Annotated in this window: 19 protein-coding genes, 1 pseudogene and 1 riboswitch; of the genes and pseudogenes, 7 read left to right on the top strand and 13 right to left on the bottom strand. The window is 72.4% G+C overall.

The window, feature by feature from the left end:
- Nucleotides 1-2: 2 nt before the first annotated feature.
- On the bottom strand, nt 3-164 hold the full coding sequence (locus AB0O11_RS36145; RefSeq protein WP_363395804.1) for a hypothetical protein: 162 nt from the start codon (nt 162-164) through the stop codon (nt 3-5).
- 379 nt (nt 165-543) lie between these two features.
- Between AB0O11_RS36145 and AB0O11_RS36140 the strand changes: the two genes are divergently transcribed.
- Nucleotides 544-2,595 (top strand): AAA family ATPase, encoded by a 2,052-nt coding sequence (locus AB0O11_RS36140; RefSeq protein ID WP_363395801.1) that lies wholly within the window; start codon nt 544-546, stop codon nt 2,593-2,595.
- Nucleotides 2,596-2,678: 83 nt separating this feature from the next.
- Here the strand turns inward: AB0O11_RS36140 and AB0O11_RS36135 are convergent, their stop codons facing one another.
- The 3 genes from AB0O11_RS36135 to AB0O11_RS36125 are packed head-to-tail and all read right to left on the bottom strand — an operon-like array spanning nt 2,679 to nt 4,702.
- Complete coding sequence (locus AB0O11_RS36135) at nt 2,679-3,365, bottom strand: copper homeostasis protein CutC (protein WP_363395798.1); 687 nt, start codon at nt 3,363-3,365, stop codon at nt 2,679-2,681.
- A gap of 54 nt (nt 3,366-3,419) precedes the next feature.
- Nucleotides 3,420-4,352 (bottom strand): hypothetical protein, encoded by a 933-nt coding sequence (locus AB0O11_RS36130; RefSeq protein WP_363395795.1) that lies wholly within the window; start codon nt 4,350-4,352, stop codon nt 3,420-3,422.
- The gene (locus AB0O11_RS36125) at nt 4,349-4,702 is read right to left on the bottom strand and encodes a PadR family transcriptional regulator (protein ID WP_363395792.1); all 354 of its coding nucleotides are present in this window, start codon (nt 4,700-4,702) and stop codon (nt 4,349-4,351) included. The genes AB0O11_RS36130 and AB0O11_RS36125 overlap by 4 nt, the downstream gene beginning before the upstream one ends.
- Before the next feature lie 64 nt (nt 4,703-4,766).
- On the opposite strand from AB0O11_RS36125, the gene AB0O11_RS36120 reads away from it, so the two are divergent.
- Nucleotides 4,767-5,393, top strand: coding sequence for a hypothetical protein (locus tag AB0O11_RS36120; RefSeq protein ID WP_363395789.1), 627 nt, complete (start codon nt 4,767-4,769; stop codon nt 5,391-5,393).
- Nucleotides 5,394-5,415: 22 nt separating this feature from the next.
- Here AB0O11_RS36120 and AB0O11_RS36115 read toward each other — a convergent pair whose 3' ends face one another.
- The 6 genes from AB0O11_RS36115 to thrC all read right to left on the bottom strand — a co-directional run bounded on the left by AB0O11_RS36115 (nt 5,416) and on the right by thrC (nt 10,378).
- Nucleotides 5,416-5,601 (bottom strand): hypothetical protein, encoded by a 186-nt coding sequence (locus tag AB0O11_RS36115; RefSeq protein ID WP_363395786.1) that lies wholly within the window; start codon nt 5,599-5,601, stop codon nt 5,416-5,418.
- Nucleotides 5,602-5,622: 21 nt separating this feature from the next.
- Nucleotides 5,623-5,979, bottom strand: a complete 357-nt coding sequence (locus AB0O11_RS36110) for a hypothetical protein (protein ID WP_363395783.1) — start codon at nt 5,977-5,979, stop codon at nt 5,623-5,625.
- Between the two features lie 102 nt (nt 5,980-6,081).
- Entirely contained in the window at nt 6,082-7,704 is a 1,623-nt protein-coding gene (gene groL / locus AB0O11_RS36105) for a chaperonin GroEL (protein WP_363395780.1), read from the bottom strand.
- Nucleotides 7,705-8,026: 322 nt separating this feature from the next.
- Nucleotides 8,027-8,230: a cold-shock protein gene (locus tag AB0O11_RS36100; protein WP_030057071.1), complete on the bottom strand. Its 204-nt coding sequence runs from the start codon at nt 8,228-8,230 to the stop codon at nt 8,027-8,029.
- 537 nt (nt 8,231-8,767) lie between these two features.
- Nucleotides 8,768-9,046 carry a MoaD/ThiS family protein gene (locus AB0O11_RS36095; RefSeq protein ID WP_363395776.1) on the bottom strand — a complete coding sequence of 93 codons (279 nt, stop codon included), beginning with the start codon at nt 9,044-9,046 and terminating at the stop codon, nt 8,768-8,770.
- Nucleotides 9,047-9,082: 36 nt separating this feature from the next.
- Nucleotides 9,083-10,378, bottom strand: coding sequence for a threonine synthase (thrC, locus tag AB0O11_RS36090; RefSeq protein ID WP_363395773.1), 1,296 nt, complete (start codon nt 10,376-10,378; stop codon nt 9,083-9,085).
- 16 nt (nt 10,379-10,394) lie between these two features.
- A riboswitch (SAM riboswitch) is annotated at nt 10,395-10,530 on the bottom strand.
- Between the two features lie 148 nt (nt 10,531-10,678).
- Here thrC and AB0O11_RS36085 point away from each other — a divergent pair.
- Nucleotides 10,679-11,689 (top strand): glucosyl-3-phosphoglycerate synthase, encoded by a 1,011-nt coding sequence (locus AB0O11_RS36085; protein WP_363395770.1) that lies wholly within the window; start codon nt 10,679-10,681, stop codon nt 11,687-11,689.
- A 322-nt stretch (nt 11,690-12,011) separates the two neighbouring features.
- Nucleotides 12,012-13,478 (top strand): trehalose-6-phosphate synthase, encoded by a 1,467-nt coding sequence (locus tag AB0O11_RS36080; protein WP_363395767.1) that lies wholly within the window; start codon nt 12,012-12,014, stop codon nt 13,476-13,478.
- Here the strand turns inward: AB0O11_RS36080 and otsB are convergent.
- Nucleotides 13,465-14,304: a trehalose-phosphatase gene (gene otsB / locus AB0O11_RS36075; RefSeq protein WP_363395764.1), complete on the bottom strand. Its 840-nt coding sequence runs from the start codon at nt 14,302-14,304 to the stop codon at nt 13,465-13,467. The two genes, AB0O11_RS36080 and otsB, sit on opposite strands and share 14 nt — an antisense overlap.
- Nucleotides 14,305-14,385: 81 nt before the next feature.
- Complete coding sequence (locus AB0O11_RS36070) at nt 14,386-14,613, bottom strand: DUF3263 domain-containing protein (protein ID WP_363395761.1); 228 nt, start codon at nt 14,611-14,613, stop codon at nt 14,386-14,388.
- A gap of 102 nt (nt 14,614-14,715) precedes the next feature.
- On the opposite strand from AB0O11_RS36070, the gene AB0O11_RS36065 reads away from it, so the two are divergent.
- The gene (locus AB0O11_RS36065) at nt 14,716-15,066 is read left to right on the top strand and encodes a cupin domain-containing protein (protein WP_363395758.1); all 351 of its coding nucleotides are present in this window, start codon (nt 14,716-14,718) and stop codon (nt 15,064-15,066) included.
- Between the two features lie 60 nt (nt 15,067-15,126).
- Here the strand turns inward: AB0O11_RS36065 and AB0O11_RS36060 are convergent, their stop codons facing one another.
- The gene (locus tag AB0O11_RS36060; protein ID WP_363395755.1) at nt 15,127-16,407 is read right to left on the bottom strand and encodes an extracellular solute-binding protein; all 1,281 of its coding nucleotides are present in this window, start codon (nt 16,405-16,407) and stop codon (nt 15,127-15,129) included.
- 357 nt (nt 16,408-16,764) lie between these two features.
- Here AB0O11_RS36060 and AB0O11_RS36055 point away from each other — a divergent pair, with 357 nt between their 5' ends.
- Together AB0O11_RS36055 and AB0O11_RS36050 are read left to right on the top strand one after the other, a co-directional pair.
- The gene (locus AB0O11_RS36055) at nt 16,765-17,712 is read left to right on the top strand and encodes an ROK family protein (RefSeq protein WP_363395752.1); all 948 of its coding nucleotides are present in this window, start codon (nt 16,765-16,767) and stop codon (nt 17,710-17,712) included.
- Nucleotides 17,709-17,888, top strand: a pseudogene (locus AB0O11_RS36050) (N-acetylglucosamine-6-phosphate deacetylase); the annotation flags it as partial. The gene AB0O11_RS36055 and the pseudogene AB0O11_RS36050, both read left to right, overlap by 4 nt.

The following is a 17,888-nucleotide window of genomic DNA, read 5'->3' as shown; positions in this document are numbered from 1 at the left end:
GTTCAGTACCGGACACCGTCGCGCCCGAGGAAGATCACGCGCGCGGCGGTGTCCAGGGCGATGCCGACGTTGCGGACGGCGGCGGTCAGCGGGTTGCGGTGGCGCCCGGAGACGGCGGTGGCGCCGGCCGGGCCGGATCGGGGGGTGTGGTTCGTGGTGCTCATGTTTCAACGGTAGGCACCCGGCCGGCCGTCGGCATCACTCCAAAGGCCGTATCCGCAGGTGCGCGGGTCGTCCTCCGGGTGTACTGCGGCCCCGACGCCCCGCAGGGAGGAACCCCGAGACCCCGCGGGAGGAACCCTGAGACCCCGCGGGGAGAAGGCCCGAGACCCCGCGGGGAGGAAGCCCGAGACCCGCCGGGCTGGAACCGCCGGGCGGACGGGTCTAAGATCGTCCGTCTGCCCCCTCCCGAACCGTGGTACCTGCTGAAGTCCCGCAGGCAGCCGGGGGAGGTGCCGACCGCTCGGCAACCGGTCGGCCGTACCCACCGTGAGCTCCTACGATCCGCTGCGCCCGCCACCGGGGCAGCCGGGAAGGTTCGCTGTGCCCGCCACCTCCACCACCGACCCCCTCCAGCGCGAACGCGAGCACCTGGCCGCGTCCCGGGCCGCCCTGCGAGCCATGCGCGAGGACGTCGAGTCGCTCGACATCCGCGACGTGACCGGCACCTGGGTCACCGCGCTCGTGCTCCAGAACCAGATCGAGGCCAGGATCGCCGCACTGGCCGACCTCTCGCACACCCCGCTGTTCTTCGGCCGCCTCGACTACCTGCACGCGATCAGCGAGGAGCTCGGCGAAGGCGGAGGGGGAGAGAACTTCTACATCGGCCGCCGCCACGTCCACGACGCCGACGGCGACCCGATGGTGATCGACTGGCGCGCGCCGGTCTCCCAGCCGTTCTACCGGGCCAGCCGCACCGAGCCGATGGACGTCGAGCGCCGCCGCCGCTTCGGCTACACCGGCGGCGAACTCACCGCCTACGAGGACGAGCACCTCACCGACCCGGCCGAGACGGAGCAGGCCTCCGCGCTGCTCGCCGCCGAGATCGAGAAGCCCCGCGTCGGCCCGATGCGCGACATCGTCGCCACCATCCAGCCCGAACAGGACGAGATCGTCCGCTCCGACGTCACGGGCACCATCTGCGTCCAGGGGGCGCCCGGCACCGGGAAGACCGCCGTCGGCCTGCACCGTGTCGCCTACCTGCTGTACGCGCACCGCGAGCGCCTCGCCCGTACCGGCACCCTGGTGATCGGGCCGAACAACGCCTTCCTCTCCTACATCGAGCAGGTGCTCCCGGCCCTCGGCGAGCTGGACGTCGCCCAGGCCACCGTGCAGCAGCTGGTCGGGCACGTCGAGGTGAAGGGCGAGGACGCCCCGGAGGCGGCCCGGCTGAAGGGGGACGCCCGGATGGCCGAGGTGCTGCGCCGGGCGGTCCGGTCGGGCATCACCCTGCCCACCGAGCCCTGCGTGGTGGTCCGCGGCTCCCGTCGCTGGCGCGTTCCGGTGTACGAACTGGTCGAGATCATCGAGGAGTTGAAGGGCCGCGAGGTCCGCTACGGCGCCGCCCGGGACGCCCTGCCGCAGCGCATCGCGCACGCCGTGCTGCTGAAGATGGAGCAGGGCGGCGAGGCCCCGGACGACCGGGTGCAGGACGCGGTGGCCCGCAACAGCGCGGTCAAGGCGGTGGTCAAGGAGTGCTGGCCGGCCGTCGACCCGGCGAAGCTGGTCCTGCGGCTTCTCTCCGAGCCGGAGTTCCTGGCCGGGTGCGCCGAGGGCGTGCTGACGCCCGAGGAGCAGCAGGCGGTGCTGTGGCCCAAGCCCGGCCGCTCGGTGAAGACCGCCCGCTGGACGGCGGCCGACGCCGTCCTGGTGGACGAGGCGACCGACCTGGTGCAGCGCACCCCCTCGCTCGGTCACGTGGTGCTGGACGAGGCCCAGGACCTCTCCCCGATGCAGTACCGCGCGGTCGGCCGCCGCTGCACCACCGGCTCGGCGACCGTCCTCGGCGACCTCGCCCAGGGCACCACCCCGTGGGCGACGGCGAGCTGGCCGGAGGCGCTGCGCCACCTGGGCAAGCCGGAGGCGCACGTCGAGGAGCTGACCAAGGGCTTCCGGGTGCCGGAGGAGGTCATCGCGTACGCCTCCCGGCTGCTCCCGGCGATCGCCCCGGGCCTGGCCCCGGCCTCCTCGGTCCGCGAGGCGCCCGGCTCGCTGACGATCCGCCAGATCGTGGACGGGGACGGCACGGAGGCGGTCCTGACGGCCTGCCGGGAGGCGCTGGAACACGAGGGCTCGACCGGTCTGATCGCCGCCGACGCCCGCATCCCGCAGCTCGCCGAGGCGCTCACCGCGGCCGGCCTGCCGCACCTCTCCCCCGGCACCGAGACCAGCGCCGAGGCCCGGCTGACCCTCGTCCCGGCCTCGCTGGCCAAGGGTCTGGAGTACGACTACGTGGTGCTGGACGAGCCGGCCGCGGTGATCGCCGGGGAGCCGGACGAGCGGACCGGCCTGCGCCGCCTGTACGTGGCGCTGACCCGCGCCGTCTCCGGGCTGACGGTGCTGCACGCCGAGCCGCTGCCGGAGCAGCTGCGGTAGGACGCGAAAGGGCCGGTCCGGGGACCGGCCCTTTCGAACGGGCACTCAGGACGCCCGCTCGGGACGGGCCACCGGAACGAGCGTCAGGCGTCGATCAGCGCCCGCCACCCGGCGACCTTGGCCGCGTCCACCGGCGTCCGCCAGCCGTCGACCCGCACCGCGCCGCCGACGTGGAAGGCGTCGAAGCCCTCCGCCCGCAGCTCCTTCAGGTGTTCGACCCGCAGGCCGCCGCCGATCAGGATCCGCTGCCGGTACCCGGGCTCGCCGGCCCGGGCCAGCTCGGCCGACAGCACCTCGCGCCCGGCGTCCACCCCGGCGGCCGCGCCGGAGGTGAGGAAGGTGTCCAGGCCGGGCAGCCCGCCGACGGCGGCCCGCAGGGCGGCCCGCTCGGCACTGTGGTCGATCGCCCGGTGGAAGGTCCAGCGGCAACCTGCGATCGCCCCGGCGACGGCCGTGGTGGCGGCCAGGTCGACGGCGCCGTCGGCGTCGAGGAAGCCGAGGACGAACTCCTCGGCCCCCTCGGCCCGCAGCGCAGCGGCCCGGGCGCACAGCTCCTCCAGGTCGCCGGGGGCGAAGCCGTCCCGGATCCGCAGCATGACCCGCAGCGGGATGCCGACGGCGGCCCGGATCCGGCCGAAGTCCTCGACGGACGGGGTGAGCCCGTCGGCGGCCATGTCGGTGACCAGTTCGAGCCGGTCGGCGCCGCCCGACTCGGCGGCCTGGGCGTCCTGGGGCGTCAGCGCGATGACTTCGAAAATTGGTCTAGACATATTCGACAGCCTGCCACATCCGCCGGCCCCCGGGCGACCCCGTCCCCCGAACGCTCAAGCCAGTTGGCGCCCGCCCGGGCCCTTCCGGCGCCCGACCAGCGCCAGCGCGACCGCCGCCGAGACCGTCAAAGCGGCCATCGGCAGCAGCTTCCAGGCCCCGCCCTCCTGCTGCCAGAGCCCGTGCAGGTTGACGCTGAACGTCCACGGCAGGGCGGCGAGCCCCGGAACGGCCACCAGGTACCAGCCGCGCACCGCCGCCAGCGCCATCAGCAGCGGGACGACGATCATCAGCGCCCGCCACTGCGGGTCCAGGTGGTACCAGCTGGTGTAGACGTTGTCCGCGAACGCCGCCACCGGGGTCAGCACCGCCGCCGCCAGCAGGAGGCCCCGCTCCCGCCAGGTCGGCACCGAAAGCGCGTCCTTCGGCGCGGCCAGCAGCAACAGGGCCCAGAGCACGAACGGGCCGTTCCACTGGAGGGCCTCGAGGAAGTACCAGAGCGGCTGGAGGACGTGCGGGCTGCTCACCGACCACACCAGGTCGACCACGGCCGCCAGCGCCGACACCCCGGCCAGCAGCTTGGCCGCCGCCCACCGCCCGAGCAGCGCCGCGACGGCGGAGAGCATCGCCGCCCCCAGCAGCGCCCAGTAGGGCAGGAAGTGCAGCGGCCCCCAATCCCCGTGCGCCACACCGGACTCCAGGCGGCTCAGCAGCGCCTGGCCCGCCGCCAGCCCACCGGCGGCCCCGGCCACCAGCGGTGCGGTCAGCGCCGCCAGCCGCCCGCCCCGGGACGTCGAGGTCAGCCCGGTGCGCATCCGCAGCCCGTACGCGCCCAGGTCGAGCAGTTCCCGGACCTTGGCGACCGAGCCCGCCTCCGCCGTGGTGTCGGCGAAGACGACGGCCAGTTCGTCGCCGCGCTCGCGGCGGTAACGGCCCGGGTAGAACGCCAGCGCCGTCCGGACGGCGACGGTCGAATCGATCATGCTCATGCGAAGGCTCCCCTGACCCTCGGACTCACAACGGCGACGGACAGCCGCCGTTCGGCCTCGGTGGCCACGGCCCGCAGCCGCTCGGCCTCGGTGGCCAGCGCGCCGCGACCGACGTCGGTCAGCGCGTAGGTGCGCCGGGCCCGGCCGTCCACGACCTCCTCGGCGGCGACCTCGATCAGCCCCTGGGTCAGCAGCCGGTCGAGCGCCCCGTAGAGCGTTCCGGTGCGCATCTTGACCCGGCCGTCCGAGATCGCGGCGACCTCCTGGATGAGTGCGTAGCCGTGCCTCGGGGCGTCGGCCAGCGCGGTGAGCAGAAGCAGCGTCGGCTCCTGCATGGAGCGTTCTGTCATACGCCTACATATATCGCTGACCGGCACATCCCGTCCACCGGAACCAGCCACCACAATGGGCGCCATGCCGACCGAAGACCTGCTCGCCGCCTGGACCGCCCTGCTGCACCGCTGCGGGGCCGCCGTCGACCCCGAGCCGTACGGCCGGGAGCTGCTGCGCCGCTGGTCGGAGCCGCAGCGCCGCTACCACACCCCCGAACACCTGCGCGCCGTGCTGCGGCACGTCGACGAGCTGGCCGGGCAGGCCGCCGATCCGGAGGCCGTCCGCCTCGCGGCCTGGTTCCACGACGCCGTCTACCGTCCCGACCGCACCGAGAACGAGGAGCGCAGCGCCGCCCTGGCCGTCCGCGCGCTGACCGCCGCCGGACTGCCCGCCGAGCGGGTCGCCGAGGTGGAGCGCCTCGTGCTGCTCACCGTCGACCACGACCCCGCCCCCGGCGACCGCAACGGCGAGGTGCTCTGCGACGCGGACCTCGCCGTCCTCGGCGGCGCCCCCGAGGCGTACGCGGCGTACGCGGCCGCCGTCCGCGAGGAGTACGGCTTCGTCCCCGCGCCGGACTTCAGGGCCGGCCGGGCCGCCGTGCTGCGCCACCTGCTCGCCCTGCCCGCGCTCTACCGCACCCCCGCCGCCCGCGAGCGCTTCACGGCGGCGGCCCGTGCCAACCTGACGGCCGAGCTCGACGCCCTCTGAAGCGCGCACACGCGCCCGCCCGTCAGTCCCGCCGCGCTCTCAGCCGGTCCCCGGCGGACAGTCCCCCCATCACGAAGAAGACGCGCCCCATGATGGCCCACCACGCATCCTGGTCACCTCCCAGCACCTTCACCACGGCCCACCACAGTGCGAGCCCGCAGCAGCCGCCCAGCACGGCCCAGAACCAGTGCTTGATACCCCGTCCCATACCGCGCACCGTACACAGGTGCTAGCCGAGCTCTCCCACCGGAGCCACCACCGTGCCCCGCTTGCCGCACACCCAGTGCGGCTCCGGCCCCAGCTCGGGCTCCACGCTCAGCGCGTGGGGATCCCCGTCCGCCGCGCAGTCGGTGCACAGCGGCCAGCGCCCGTACGCCTCCAGCAGCGCGTCCTGGACGTCCTGGGCGACCAGCCCGAGCACGTACTCGGCGCCGTCCGGCCACTGCTCCAGCCACCAGCGGCGGTGCGTGACGGCCTGCTCCACCAGCGAGACGACGGCGGCGTCCGCCACGTCCCGCGCGGTGAGGTCGGCCAGGATCAGTGCCCGCGCGTTGTGCAGGGCGGTCTCGATGTCGTCAGCAGCCATCCGTCCATTCTCCGTCGACACGTCCGAACGCCGAAACGCCGTGTGGGCGGCCCCCGAAGGGAGCCGCCCACACGGACGAGGAATCAACCGATCCGATCAGGATCAGAAGTCCATGTCACCGCCCGGCATGCCGCCGCCGGCGGCCGCGGCGGCCTTCTCCGGCTTGTCGGCGATGACGGCCTCGGTGGTGAGGAACAGCGCCGCGATGGAGGCGGCGTTCTGCAGCGCGGAGCGGGTGACCTTGGCCGGGTCGATGATGCCCGCGGCGACCAGGTCGACGTACTCGTTGGTGGCGGCGTTCAGACCGTGACCGGCGGGGAGGTTGCGCACCTTCTCCACCACGACGCCACCCTCCAGGCCGGCGTTGGTCGCGATCTGCTTGATCGGGGCCTCCAGCGCGACCTTGACGATGTTGGCACCGGTGGCCTCGTCGCCGTCCAGCTCCAGCTTGTCGAAGGCGACACCGGCCTGCAGCAGGGCGACGCCACCACCGGCGACGATGCCCTCCTCGACGGCGGCCTTGGCGTTGCGGACGGCGTCCTCGATGCGGTGCTTGCGCTCCTTGAGCTCCACCTCGGTGGCCGCGCCGGCCTTGATGACGGCCACGCCGCCGGCCAGCTTGGCGAGGCGCTCCTGGAGCTTCTCGCGGTCGTAGTCCGAGTCGCTGTTCTCGATCTCGGCGCGGATCTGGTTCACGCGGCCCTGGACCTGGTCGCTCTCGCCGCCACCGTCGACGATGGTGGTCTCGTCCTTGGTGATGACCACCTTGCGGGCGGTGCCCAGCAGGTCGATGCCGGCGTTCTCCAGCTTGAGGCCGACCTCCTCGGAGATCACGGTGCCACCGGTGAGGATGGCGATGTCGCCGAGCATGGCCTTGCGGCGGTCACCGAAGCCCGGGGCCTTGACGGCGACGGACTTGAAGGTGCCACGGATCTTGTTCACGACCAGGGTCGACAGGGCCTCGCCCTCGACGTCCTCGGCGATGATGACCAGCGGCTTGCCGCTCTGCATGACCTTCTCCAGCAGCGGGAGCAGGTCCTTGACCGAGCCGATCTTGGAGTTGGCGATGAGGATGTACGGGTCCTCGAAGGTCGCCTCCATGCGCTCCAGGTCGGTGGCGAAGTAGGCGGAGATGTAGCCCTTGTCGAAGCGCATGCCCTCGGTGAGCTCGAGCTCCAGGCCGAAGGTGTTGCTCTCCTCGACGGTGATGACGCCTTCCTTGCCGACCTTGTCCATGGCCTCGGCGATCAGCTCGCCGATCTGGGTGTCGGCGGCGGAGATGGAGGCGGTGGAGGCGATCTGCTCCTTGGTCTCCACGTCCTTGGCCTGGGCGAGCAGCTGGTCGGAGACGGCCGCGACGGCCTTCTCGATGCCGCGCTTCAGGGCCATCGGGTTGGCGCCGGCGGCGACGTTGCGCAGACCCTCGCGAACCAGGGCCTGGGCGAGCACGGTGGCGGTGGTGGTGCCGTCACCCGCGACGTCGTCCGTCTTCTTGGCGACCTCCTTGACGAGCTCCGCACCGATCTTCTCGTACGGGTCCTCGAGCTCGATCTCCTTGGCGATGGAGACACCGTCGTTGGTGATGGTGGGGGCGCCCCACTTCTTCTCCAGCACGACGTTGCGACCCTTGGGGCCGAGCGTGACCTTCACTGCGTCGGCGAGCTGGTTCATGCCACGCTCAAGGCCGCGGCGAGCTTCCTCATCAAAGGCGATGATCTTGGCCATCTGAAGTGGTCCTCCGGGACACGGTCGACTGCTCGGACCAAGGGGTGCCCGCGACGGACGGCCCTGGTGTGCGGGGGTCCATTCCCCTACCGCTCCCGGGGGCCTCACCGACCCGGTCCGCTGTCACTCTCACGCTGTGAGTGCTAACGCAATGATTAGCACTCGTGGTGGTCGAGTGCAAGCCCAATCGACAACCCGCGAGCCGTCGCCGGGGCCGCCCGGGAACGCCGACGGGCCCGTACGACACGTGTCGTCCGGGCCCGTCGAGAAGCGAGTGGTCACCAGCCGAGGGCCGCGCCGAGCTCCTGGGGTCGGAAGGGGGTCAGCCCGCCGCGCGAACCATGTCCGCCTGCGGGCCCTTCTGTCCCTGGGAAATCTCGAACTCGACCCGCTGGCCCTCCTCGAGGGTGCGGTAGCCGTCCATCTGGATCGCGCTGTAGTGGACGAAGACGTCCGCACCACCGTCGACCGCGATGAAGCCGTAGCCCTTCTCCGCGTTGAACCACTTGACGGTGCCCTGAGCCATTCCGAACTCCCCTAGTGCTGTGCTGGCCCTTCACGTGCCCGCAGGTCGCGGGCCCGGGTTGGTTTGAAGGCCGGCCCGGGGAACCCCCCCTGGGCGCAGCCGTGCACGCCGCAACCCTCCGCGCGGAGCGCCGAACGGCTTCCGGTGAGCGGGTGATTGCGTCGACCGCCGCTGAATGTATCCGGACCGAAGCCCTCTGCAACAGGGCCAGCCGCCGGTAATTCCACCGTGGCGTCAACGGACAGGACGGGCTGAATCGGGAAAATCTCGGCATTCCACGCCGGACATAGCGGACGAATTACCCAAATCCCCGCGGTAATTCTGACATCTGCCTGACATGTTTCACGGGCCGCCGCCATCGGCGAGGGGCCCCCGGGCCGAGCTCTGCGGGGGCCGAAAGGGAAACCCTGTTCCCAGCCGAGCCACACTCTACTCCGACTCGACCCGGAAATATTCCCGCCGGAATGCAAGCGGTCGCCCACGCATACGGAGAGCGGAATTCCGTACGCGTGGGCGACCGCGGGTTCTCCGGACGGCTCAGCAGCCGCCGGCCACCGCCGGGATGATCGAGACGCCGGCGCCGTCCTCGACCTCGGTCGCCAGACCCTCGGCGAAGCGCACGTCGTCGTCGTTCACGTAGACGTTCACGAAGCGGCGCAGCTTGCCGGTGTCGTCCAGGATGCGGGCCGAGATGCCCGCGTGGTTCTTCTCCAGGTCGGCGATGACCTCGGCCAGGGTGGCACCCTCGGCGGTCACCTCGGCGGCGCCGCCGGTGTAGGTGCGCAGGATGGTGGGGATGCGGACGTTGGCGCTCATGACTCTCCTTGCGGGGGCGGGGCCTGTCGGGGTGGTTCAGACGGACGCGAGGCCGGCGTCGCGGAACGAGTCCAGCGTCGGGCGGATGACGGCGGTCATCCCGGCGTCGGAGACGGCGTCCAGGGTCTTCAGGCCGTCGCCGGTGTTGATCGCGACGGTCTCCTTGGACGGGTCCAGCTGCCCGGTCTCGACCAGCTTCTTCAGCACGCCGACGGTCACCCCGCCCGCGGTCTCGGCGAAGACGCCCTCGGTCCGCGCCAGCAGCCGGATCGCCGCCACGACCTCGGCGTCCGTGACGTCCTCCACCGCGCCACCGGTCCGGCGGGCGATGTCCAGCACGTACGGGCCGTCGGCCGGGTTGCCGATCGCCAGCGACTTGGCGATGGTGTCCGGCTTGACCGGCTTGATCACGTCCCGGCCGGCCTTGAACGCGGCCGACACCGGCGAGCAGCCCTCGGCCTGGGCGCCGAAGATCCGGTACGGCCGGTCCTCGACCAGGCCGAGCCCGATCAGCTCCTGGAGACCCTTGTCGATCTTCGTCAGCTGCGAGCCCGAGGCGATCGGGATCACGATCTGCTCCGGCAGCCGCCAGCCGAGCTGCTCGCAGATCTCGTACGCCAGCGTCTTGGAACCCTCTCCGTAGTACGGCCGCAGGTTCACGTTGACGAATCCCCAGCCCTCGCCGGCCGGGTCGCCGATCAGCTCCGAGCAGAAGCGGTTCACGTCGTCGTAGTTGCCCTCGATGCCGACCAGCTCGCCGCCGTACACCCCGGCCATGACGACCTTGCCCTGCTCCAGGTCGTGCGGAATGAACACGCAGGACCGGAACCCGGCCCGGGCCGCCGCTGCACCCACCGCGCCGGCCAGGTTGCCGGTCGAGGAGCAGGACAGCGTGGTGTACCCGAACGCCCGGGCCGCCTCGATCGCGCACGCGACCACCCGGTCCTTGAACGAGTGCGTCGGGTTGCCGGAGTCGTCCTTGATGTGCAGCTGGGCGGTGAAACCGAGCTCCCGGCCCAGGTTGTCCGCCTTGACCAGCGGGGTCCACCCCGGGTTCAGGTTGGGCTTCGAAGCCACGTCGGCCGGAACCGGCAGCAGCGGCGCGTAGCGCCAGATGGAGGCCGGACCGGCCTCGATCCGCTTGCGCAGCTCCTCGGCGCCCTGACTGCCGAACTCGTAGGCGATCTCCAGCGGGCCGAAGCACTCCAGGCAGGCGAAGCTGGGGCCGAGCGGGAAGCGGGTGCCGCACTCCCGACAGGACAGCGCGGCGGCGGGGCCGAGGTCGACGGAAACGGGTGCGGCGCCGGAAGGGGTCGTCTCAGTGATAGCCATGACGGCGAGGCCTCTCTCCTCATCTTCCCCGTGGCGCGGTCGCGGCACGGGCCGGAATTGGCACCTGTCCCGCCGGGGCCTGTCGACGACAGCCGCGCGAGAAGGTTGCCGGGACGTCAACGGGCCGTTCCCTCAGTCCCTCTGGATGAGCTTGTGAAATTGTGGTGGTGCTCAACGGCGACCCCGGCGTGCAAAGGTCCGACCGCTGTACGAAGACTGTATCCGAAGGCGTCAAACCCGAACGGGACCGTCCGCCAAGCGAGATGACCCGTCCCACCCCACCCCGCCGAGGAGACCTCCGTGCCCGCCGAACCGACCCCCGAGCTCCTCCCGCAGGTGGCGTCCTGGCTGCGCCGCCGCTCCTGGAGCGCGGCCGACCGGCCGGTCCGCACCCTCCTCGCGGCCAAGGAACGCACCGGCCGCACCGTCAGCGTGGTCCTCCCCGCCCTGGACGAGGAGGCCACCGTCGGCGACATCGTCCGCACCATCCGCCGCGAGCTGATGGAACGCCTCCCGCTCGTCGACGAACTCGTCGTCGTGGACTCCGGCTCCACCGACGCCACCGCCGCCGTCGCCGCCGAGGCCGGCGCCCGGGTCGAGCACCGCGACGCCATCCTGCCCCGGCTGCCCGCCGTCCCCGGCAAGGGCGAGGTGCTCTGGCGCTCGCTGCTGGTCACCCACGGTGACATCGTCTGCTTCGTCGACGCCGACCTGCGCGAGTTCGACCCTGCCTTCGTCTCCGGCACCGTCGGACCGTTGCTGACCGACGACTCCATCCAGCTGGTCAAGGCCATGTACGACCGCCCACTGGAGTCGGAGGGCGCCGTCCTGCCCGCCGGCGGCGGCCGGGTCACCGAACTCGTCGCCCGCCCCCTGCTCAACCTCCACTGGCCGGAACTCGCCGGCTTCGTCCAGCCCCTCGGCGGCGAGTACGCGGCCCGCCGCTCCCTGCTCGAACGGCTGCCCTTCCCCACCGGCTACGGCGTCGAACTCGGACTGCTGGTCGACGCCCTGGAACTGGTCGGCCTGGACGCCCTCGCCCAAGTGGACGTCGGCGTCCGGCACCACCGCCACCAGGACGGCCAGGCCCTCGGCCGGATGGCCGCCACCATCTACCGGACCGCCCTGGAACGCCTCGACCGCACCCACCGCCTCAAGGCCTCAGCCGACCTCGTCCACCCCCACCTCACCCAGTTCACCCGGGACCCGGAGACCCGCGCCTTCACCGCCCACACCCACCCGGTGACGGCCCGGGAACGCCCCCCGATGCACACCGTTCCCGAATACGTGAAGCGCCGCACCGACGGGTGACGGCCCCGAGCAGTGCGGCCGCTGCGATTTCGCCGGTTATCCCGGCGGTTGGTTTGCGATGTCCGCCAACCGGCAACATCCCAACCGTGACTCCTCCCCCTCTCGACGAGGGGGCTTCCCACTCGACCCCTGCGGAGCCTCGCGACTCCTCCCCCATGCGAACGCGGGGGCTTCTCACCCCGGCCCGTCAGACCCTCATGACGGCCAGGCCCTGACCGCTGCGTATCGCAGGTCTCCGACTGTACGGCTGCGCCGCGCACCGCTCCGCCGTAGGCTCGGAATCCACCCCAACGGGTGAACGGGCAGACCCAGAAGAGGACTCATGGCCGATTCATCGACCAAACGTTCAGGCCAGGCCGGCACCGCCCCCGTCCTGGTGGCCTCCAACCGGGGACCGGTGTCGTTCAGCACCGCCGACGACGGCACGCTGACCCTGCGCCGCGGCGGCGGTGGCCTGGTCTCCGGCCTCTCCGCCATCGAGGACCCGAACGCCGTCTGGGTCTGCGCAGCCCTCAACGACTCCGACCGCAGGGCCGCCGCCGGGGCGCCCCACGGCCGCCTGGACCTGGCCGGCCACGAGGTCGGCGGCCAGGCCGTACGGATGCTGGACATAGACCCGCAGACCTTCGCCCGCGCCTACAACGGCGTCGCCAACTCCACCCTCTGGTTCGTCCACCACCTGCTCTACGCGACCCCCACCGCACCCGCCTTCGACGCCGGCTTCCGCACCGAATGGGCCTCCTACCAGGCCTACAACGAGGCCTTCGCCGAAGCCCTGGCCGCCGAAGCCGCCCCGAACGCCGCCGTCCTCATCCAGGATTACCACCTCTCCCTGGCCCCGGCCCTGCTCCGCGAAGCCCGTCCCGATCTGCGGATCGGCCACTTCTCGCACACCCCCTGGGCCCCGCCCGAGTACTACCGGCTGCTGCCCGACGACGTCGCCCGGGCCGTCCTCACCGGCATCCTGGGCGCAGACCGGGCCGGTTTCCTGACCGACCGCTGGGCCCGCGCCTTCGCCGCCTGCTGCGAGGACCTCCTCGGGGCGAGCGTCGACCACGACGCGCTCACCGTCACCTTCGACGGGCGCACCACAGACCTGGGCGTCCACGCCCTCGGCGCCGACGCCGACTTCCTGCGCGAGCGCGCCCACCGCCCCGACGTCGACGAACGCCTCGCCGCCCTCCGCGAGGCCGTCGGCGACCGCCGCACCATCGTCCGGGTCGACCGCACCGAGCTGAGCAAGAACATCGTCCGCGGCCTCCAGGCCTACCAGCACCTGCTCCGCACCCGCCCCGAGTGGCACGACCGGGTGGTGCACATCGCCTTCGCCTACCCGTCCCGCACCGACCTGGCCGAGTACCGGAACTACACCGCGGCCGTCCAGGACCTCGCGGCCGCCGTCAACGGCGAGTTCGCCACCCCCACCTGGCAGCCGCTGATCCTGCACGTCGACGACGACTTCCCGCGTTCCCTCGCCGCCTACCGCCTGGCCGACGTCGCCCTGGTCAACCCCATCCGCGACGGCATGAACCTGGTCGCCAAGGAAGTCCCCGTGGTCTCCGACCACGGCTGCGCACTCGTCCTCTCCCGCGAGGCCGGCGCCCACGCCGAACTCAAGGACGACGCCCTCACCGTCAACCCCTACGACGTCATCGCCACCGCCGACGCCCTGCACGCCGGCCTCACCATGAGCCCGGAGGAGCGCGCCGACCGCACCAAGCGCCTGACCGCGGCGGCCACCGCGCTCCCGCCGCAGCAGTGGTTCCTGGACCAGCTCAACGCGCTGTGAGCGCCTCCCCCAAGGCCCCCAGCAGCTCCACCACACCCTCCGGCCCGACGACCACCAGGTCCGCCCGGTCCGCCAGGTCCCGCACCGGCGCGTCCCCCACCGCGCCGGCGCACACCAGCACCCCGGCCACGCCCTCGCCACGCAGCTTCTCCACCGCGGCGAAGGCCGCCACATCCCCCAGATCGTCCCCCGCGTAGAGCACCGAACGAGCCCCCCGCTCCCGCAGGAACCCGGTCAGCGCCGCCCCCTTGTCCACCCCCGGCGGCCGCAGCTCCAGCACCAGCCGCCCGGGCTCCACCACCAACCCGTACTCGGCCGCCAGCTCCCCCACCGGCGCCCGCAGCAGCTCCAACGCCTCCTCCGGCGCCGCCGTCCGCCGGGTGTGCACGGCCACCGACCGCCCCTTGTCCTCCACCCACGTCCCCTCGGGCGCCCCCACCCGTTCCAGCACCCCCGGCAACGCCGCCCGCACCCGAGCGACGCCCGGATGCACCTCCGGCGCCGAAAGCTCCCCGTCCTCCCACCGCTCGGCCCCGTAGTGCCCCAGCACCACCACCCCCGGCAGCCCCGCGAACCCCCCGTACTCCACCGCCAACCCGGCCGGCCGCCCCGTCACCACCACCACGGCCCCCACCGCCGACGCCAGCCGCCGCAACACCCCCACCACCCCCGGATGCGCCCTCGCCTGCCCCGGATCCGCCACGATCGGCGCCAACGTCCCGTCGAAGTCCAGCCCGATCACGGCATCCCCGGGCGCCGCCAGGATGGCCCGCACCCCGTCCCGCCCCGCCTCGGTCCCCGGCACGAACATCTCTTCAAAGCCCATACCGAAGCCCCTACCCCGGAGCATCCCCCTCCGCACCCGCCACGCCGGGGCCCCCGGCACCCACCCTCCCGGGAGCCCCCGTCAACGAGCCGCCCGCCGGGCCTCCCGCACGCGCCGCAACCGATTCACCAGAACCGGCGCGTGCGCCAACGCCTCCTCCCGGTCCAGCAAGGCGTTCAGCACCTGGTAGTACCGCGTGGAGGAGATCCCCAGCTCCTCCCGGATCGCCCGCTCCTTGGCCCCCGACGTACGCCACTGCCGCCCCTCCAGCGCCAGCACCGCCCGGTCCCGCTCACTCAGCTCGCCCACCGGAAGCACCTCCGTCCACCGCTACGGAGTGTCATTCTCCCGCGTGACCCCGACACACACTGCTCGCCCCACCGTGCCCCCACCCCCACTAACGTCACCCCCATGACCACGCCCAGCTTCGCCCTGCACATCCCCACCGCCGACCTCGACCCCGACCCGCTCGACCCTTCCCAGATCGTCTCCGGCACCCCCGAGGTCACCGGCAAGGTGCTGTCCGAGTCCGCCGACGGCCGCCACCTGCGCGGCCTCTGGCAGATCACCCCCGGCGTGGTCACCGACGTCGAGGCCGACGAGATGTTCGTGGTGCTCAGCGGCCGGGCCACCATCGAGATCGAGGGCGGCCCGACCCTGGAGGTCGGCCCCGGCGACTGCGCGGTCCTGCGCGAGGGCGACCGCACCACCTGGACGGTCCACGAGACCCTCCGCAAGGCCTACGCCATCACGCTCCCCTGACCGGCGATCGACACCCCGCCGGGGCTGAGGCCCACCCCAGGCCCCGGCCCCGGCCCGGTCCTACTTACGGACCGCCGCCGCCTCCTTCACCGCCGCGTCCTGCAACCCCCCGAGCACCTGCTTCGGATCCCCCGTGACCGCCCGTCCGATCCCGGCCTTGATCCGGTTGCTGACCTCGCCCCAGGCCGGGTCCCCGAACGGGTAGAAGCTCGCGTTGGTCAGCCCGACCGCGAACTGCTTGAGGTCCTCGTGCTTCGGGTCCGACGACATCCGGCCGAACGCGTCCTGAGTGACCGGCAGGAGGTTGTACTGCTCGTCGAACTTCAGCTGGTTGTCCTTGTCGTAGACGAACGACAGGAACTTCTTGATCTCGTTCTTGTGCCCGTTCGCCTTGAACGCCATCATCCAGTCCGCGACCCCGAGGCTCCCGGTCCGCCCCACCCCGTCCTTCTTCGGGATCGGCGCCGTCCCGAAGTCGATCTTCCCGGCGGCCGCCATCCGCAGCAGCGTCGGATGCCCGTTCAGCATCGCGACCTTCCCCGCGGCGAAGTCCTGGAACACCGGGGTGCGGTTCATCGTGCCCGGGTCCGGGTACGTCAGCCCGGTGCTCACCAGATTGGTCTTCAGCCAGCCGAAGGTCGCCTGGTTCTGGGCGCTGTCGATGGTGTAGTTGCCGACGTCGTCGGAGATGCTGCCGCCACCGCTCAGCGTCCAGAGCATCGACTCGGCCGGCGCCTCCTCCGGCCCCAGCGGCAGCCCGTACGGGGTCACCCCCGGCACCTTGGCCTTGATCTTCTCCGCGTCCTGCCGCAGCTCGGCCCAGGTGGCCGGCGGCTGCGTGATCCCGGCCTGCCGGAACACCGCCTTGTTGTAGAAGAGGACACGCGACGAGGACACGAACGGAATCCCGTACTGCGTCCCGAGCACCTGCCCGGCGTGCGCGAAGTTCTCCAGGAACTTGGCCTGGGTATCCACCGAGAGCACGTCGGACGCCGGGTACAGCCGGTCCGCCGCGACCTGGTCCGCGAAGCCGCCGGTCTGGAGCAGGTCCGGCGACTTGCCGGCCGCGATCATGTCCTCGACCTTCTTGCCGATCTCGGTCCAGCTGTCCACCTCGACGCTGACCCTGATCCCGGGGTTGGCCGCCTCGAAGGCCCTGGCGACCGCGTCCCAGTAGTGCTGGGAGTTGGTCTCGGGGCTCTCCCCGTAGTCCGCCGCGACCAGCTTGAGGGTGACCGGCCCGTCGTCCTGCCCGCCGCAGGCACTGGCCGCGGTGAGGACCAGTGCTCCGGCCAGCGCACCGCCGAGCACACGGGTGGGAACGTGGACGCGCCTGTTCAACGCGGGTACCGCCTTCGGGGGGATGAACGGGGATGAACGGGGGTGAATGCCGGCCGGAACGGGGGAATCCGGCGGGGGAGGCGCAACACTGCCAAACCCGCCGAGCACTGGTCCACACCACCGACCGGGCTCGCCCCAGTAGTTATCGAAGTGCTCGGAGTCATTGCACAATGCGCAACAAAACCCCCGCCCCCGCCCCTCGCACCCCGGTCCGCGCCCGCCCCCGCACCCGGCCCCGCCCCCCGGCGCAAAGCCCCGCACACCCCCGCAGCTGCGACAAAGCTCACCCAGCATGGACCAGACCAATCCGACAACTGGACTAGACCTCTTCTACCCGCCCAAGGGAAACTGTCCTCCGTGAAGCACGTCATCGCACTCGATGTAGGCGGCACCGGCATGAAGGCCGCGCTGCTCGCCCAGGACGGCTCCGTGCTGTTCGAGGCACGCCGACCGACCGGGCGGGAGCACGGCACGGACGCCGTCGTCGCCGCCATCCTCGACTTCGCCACCGACCTGGCGGACGAGGGCCGCAGCCGCTTCGGCGTCGCCCCGCTCGCGGCCGGTGTCGCCGTCCCGGGCACGATCGACGAGAAGAACGGCATCGCGGTCTTCTCCGCCAACCTCGGCTGGCGCGAGCTCCCGCTGCGCAAGCTCCTCGGCGAGCGCCTGGCCGGACCGGACGGCAGCGCGATGCCGGTGGCCCTCGGCCACGACGTGCGTTCCGGCGGCCTGGCCGAGGGCCGGCTCGGAGCCGGCCGCGGCGTCGGCCGCTTCCTGTTCGTCGCCCTCGGCACCGGCATCGCCGGCGCCATCGGCATCGACGGCCGGATCGAGGCCGGCGCGCACGGCTACGGCGGCGAGATCGGCCACGTCGTGGTCCGCCCCGGCGGCCCCCCGTGCGGCTGCGGCGCCCGCGGCTGCCTGGAGACGCTGGCCTCCGCCTCCGCCGTCTCCCGCGCCTGGGCCGAGGCCAGCGGCGACCCCGACGCCGACGCGGCATCCTGCGCCGCCGCGGTGGACGCCGGGGACGACCGCGCCCTCGCGGTCTGGCAGCGGGCCGTCGACGCCCTGGCGGACGGCATCGTCCTGGCCCAGAGCCTGCTCGACCCGTCCACGGTGATCGTCGGCGGCGGGCTGGCCGAGGCCGGGGACACGCTCTTCGGTCCGCTGCGCGCGGCGGTCACCGAGCGCCTGACCTTCCAGATGCCCCCGAAGGTCGTACCCGCGATGCTCAAAGACACCGCCGCGTCCCTGGGCGCGGGCCTGCTCGCCTGGGATCTGCTCTCCTTGGAGGTGACCGCGTGACCACCGCGGACCGTGACCGTACTGCCCTGGCCGGCGCCCGGCTGGTCCTGCCCGGCGGCGTCGTCGAGGGCGACCGCCTCGCCGTCGAGGGCGAGCGCATCGCCGGCCTCGGTGGCGACAGCGAGCCCGGCGATCTCGACCTGACCGGGTACACCGTCGTACCCGGCTTCGTCGAC

Source organism: Kitasatospora sp. NPDC093102 (genome assembly GCF_040683915.1).
Classification (GTDB): domain Bacteria; phylum Actinomycetota; class Actinomycetes; order Streptomycetales; family Streptomycetaceae; genus Kitasatospora.
This window is presented reverse-complemented; position numbering and strand designations above follow the sequence as displayed.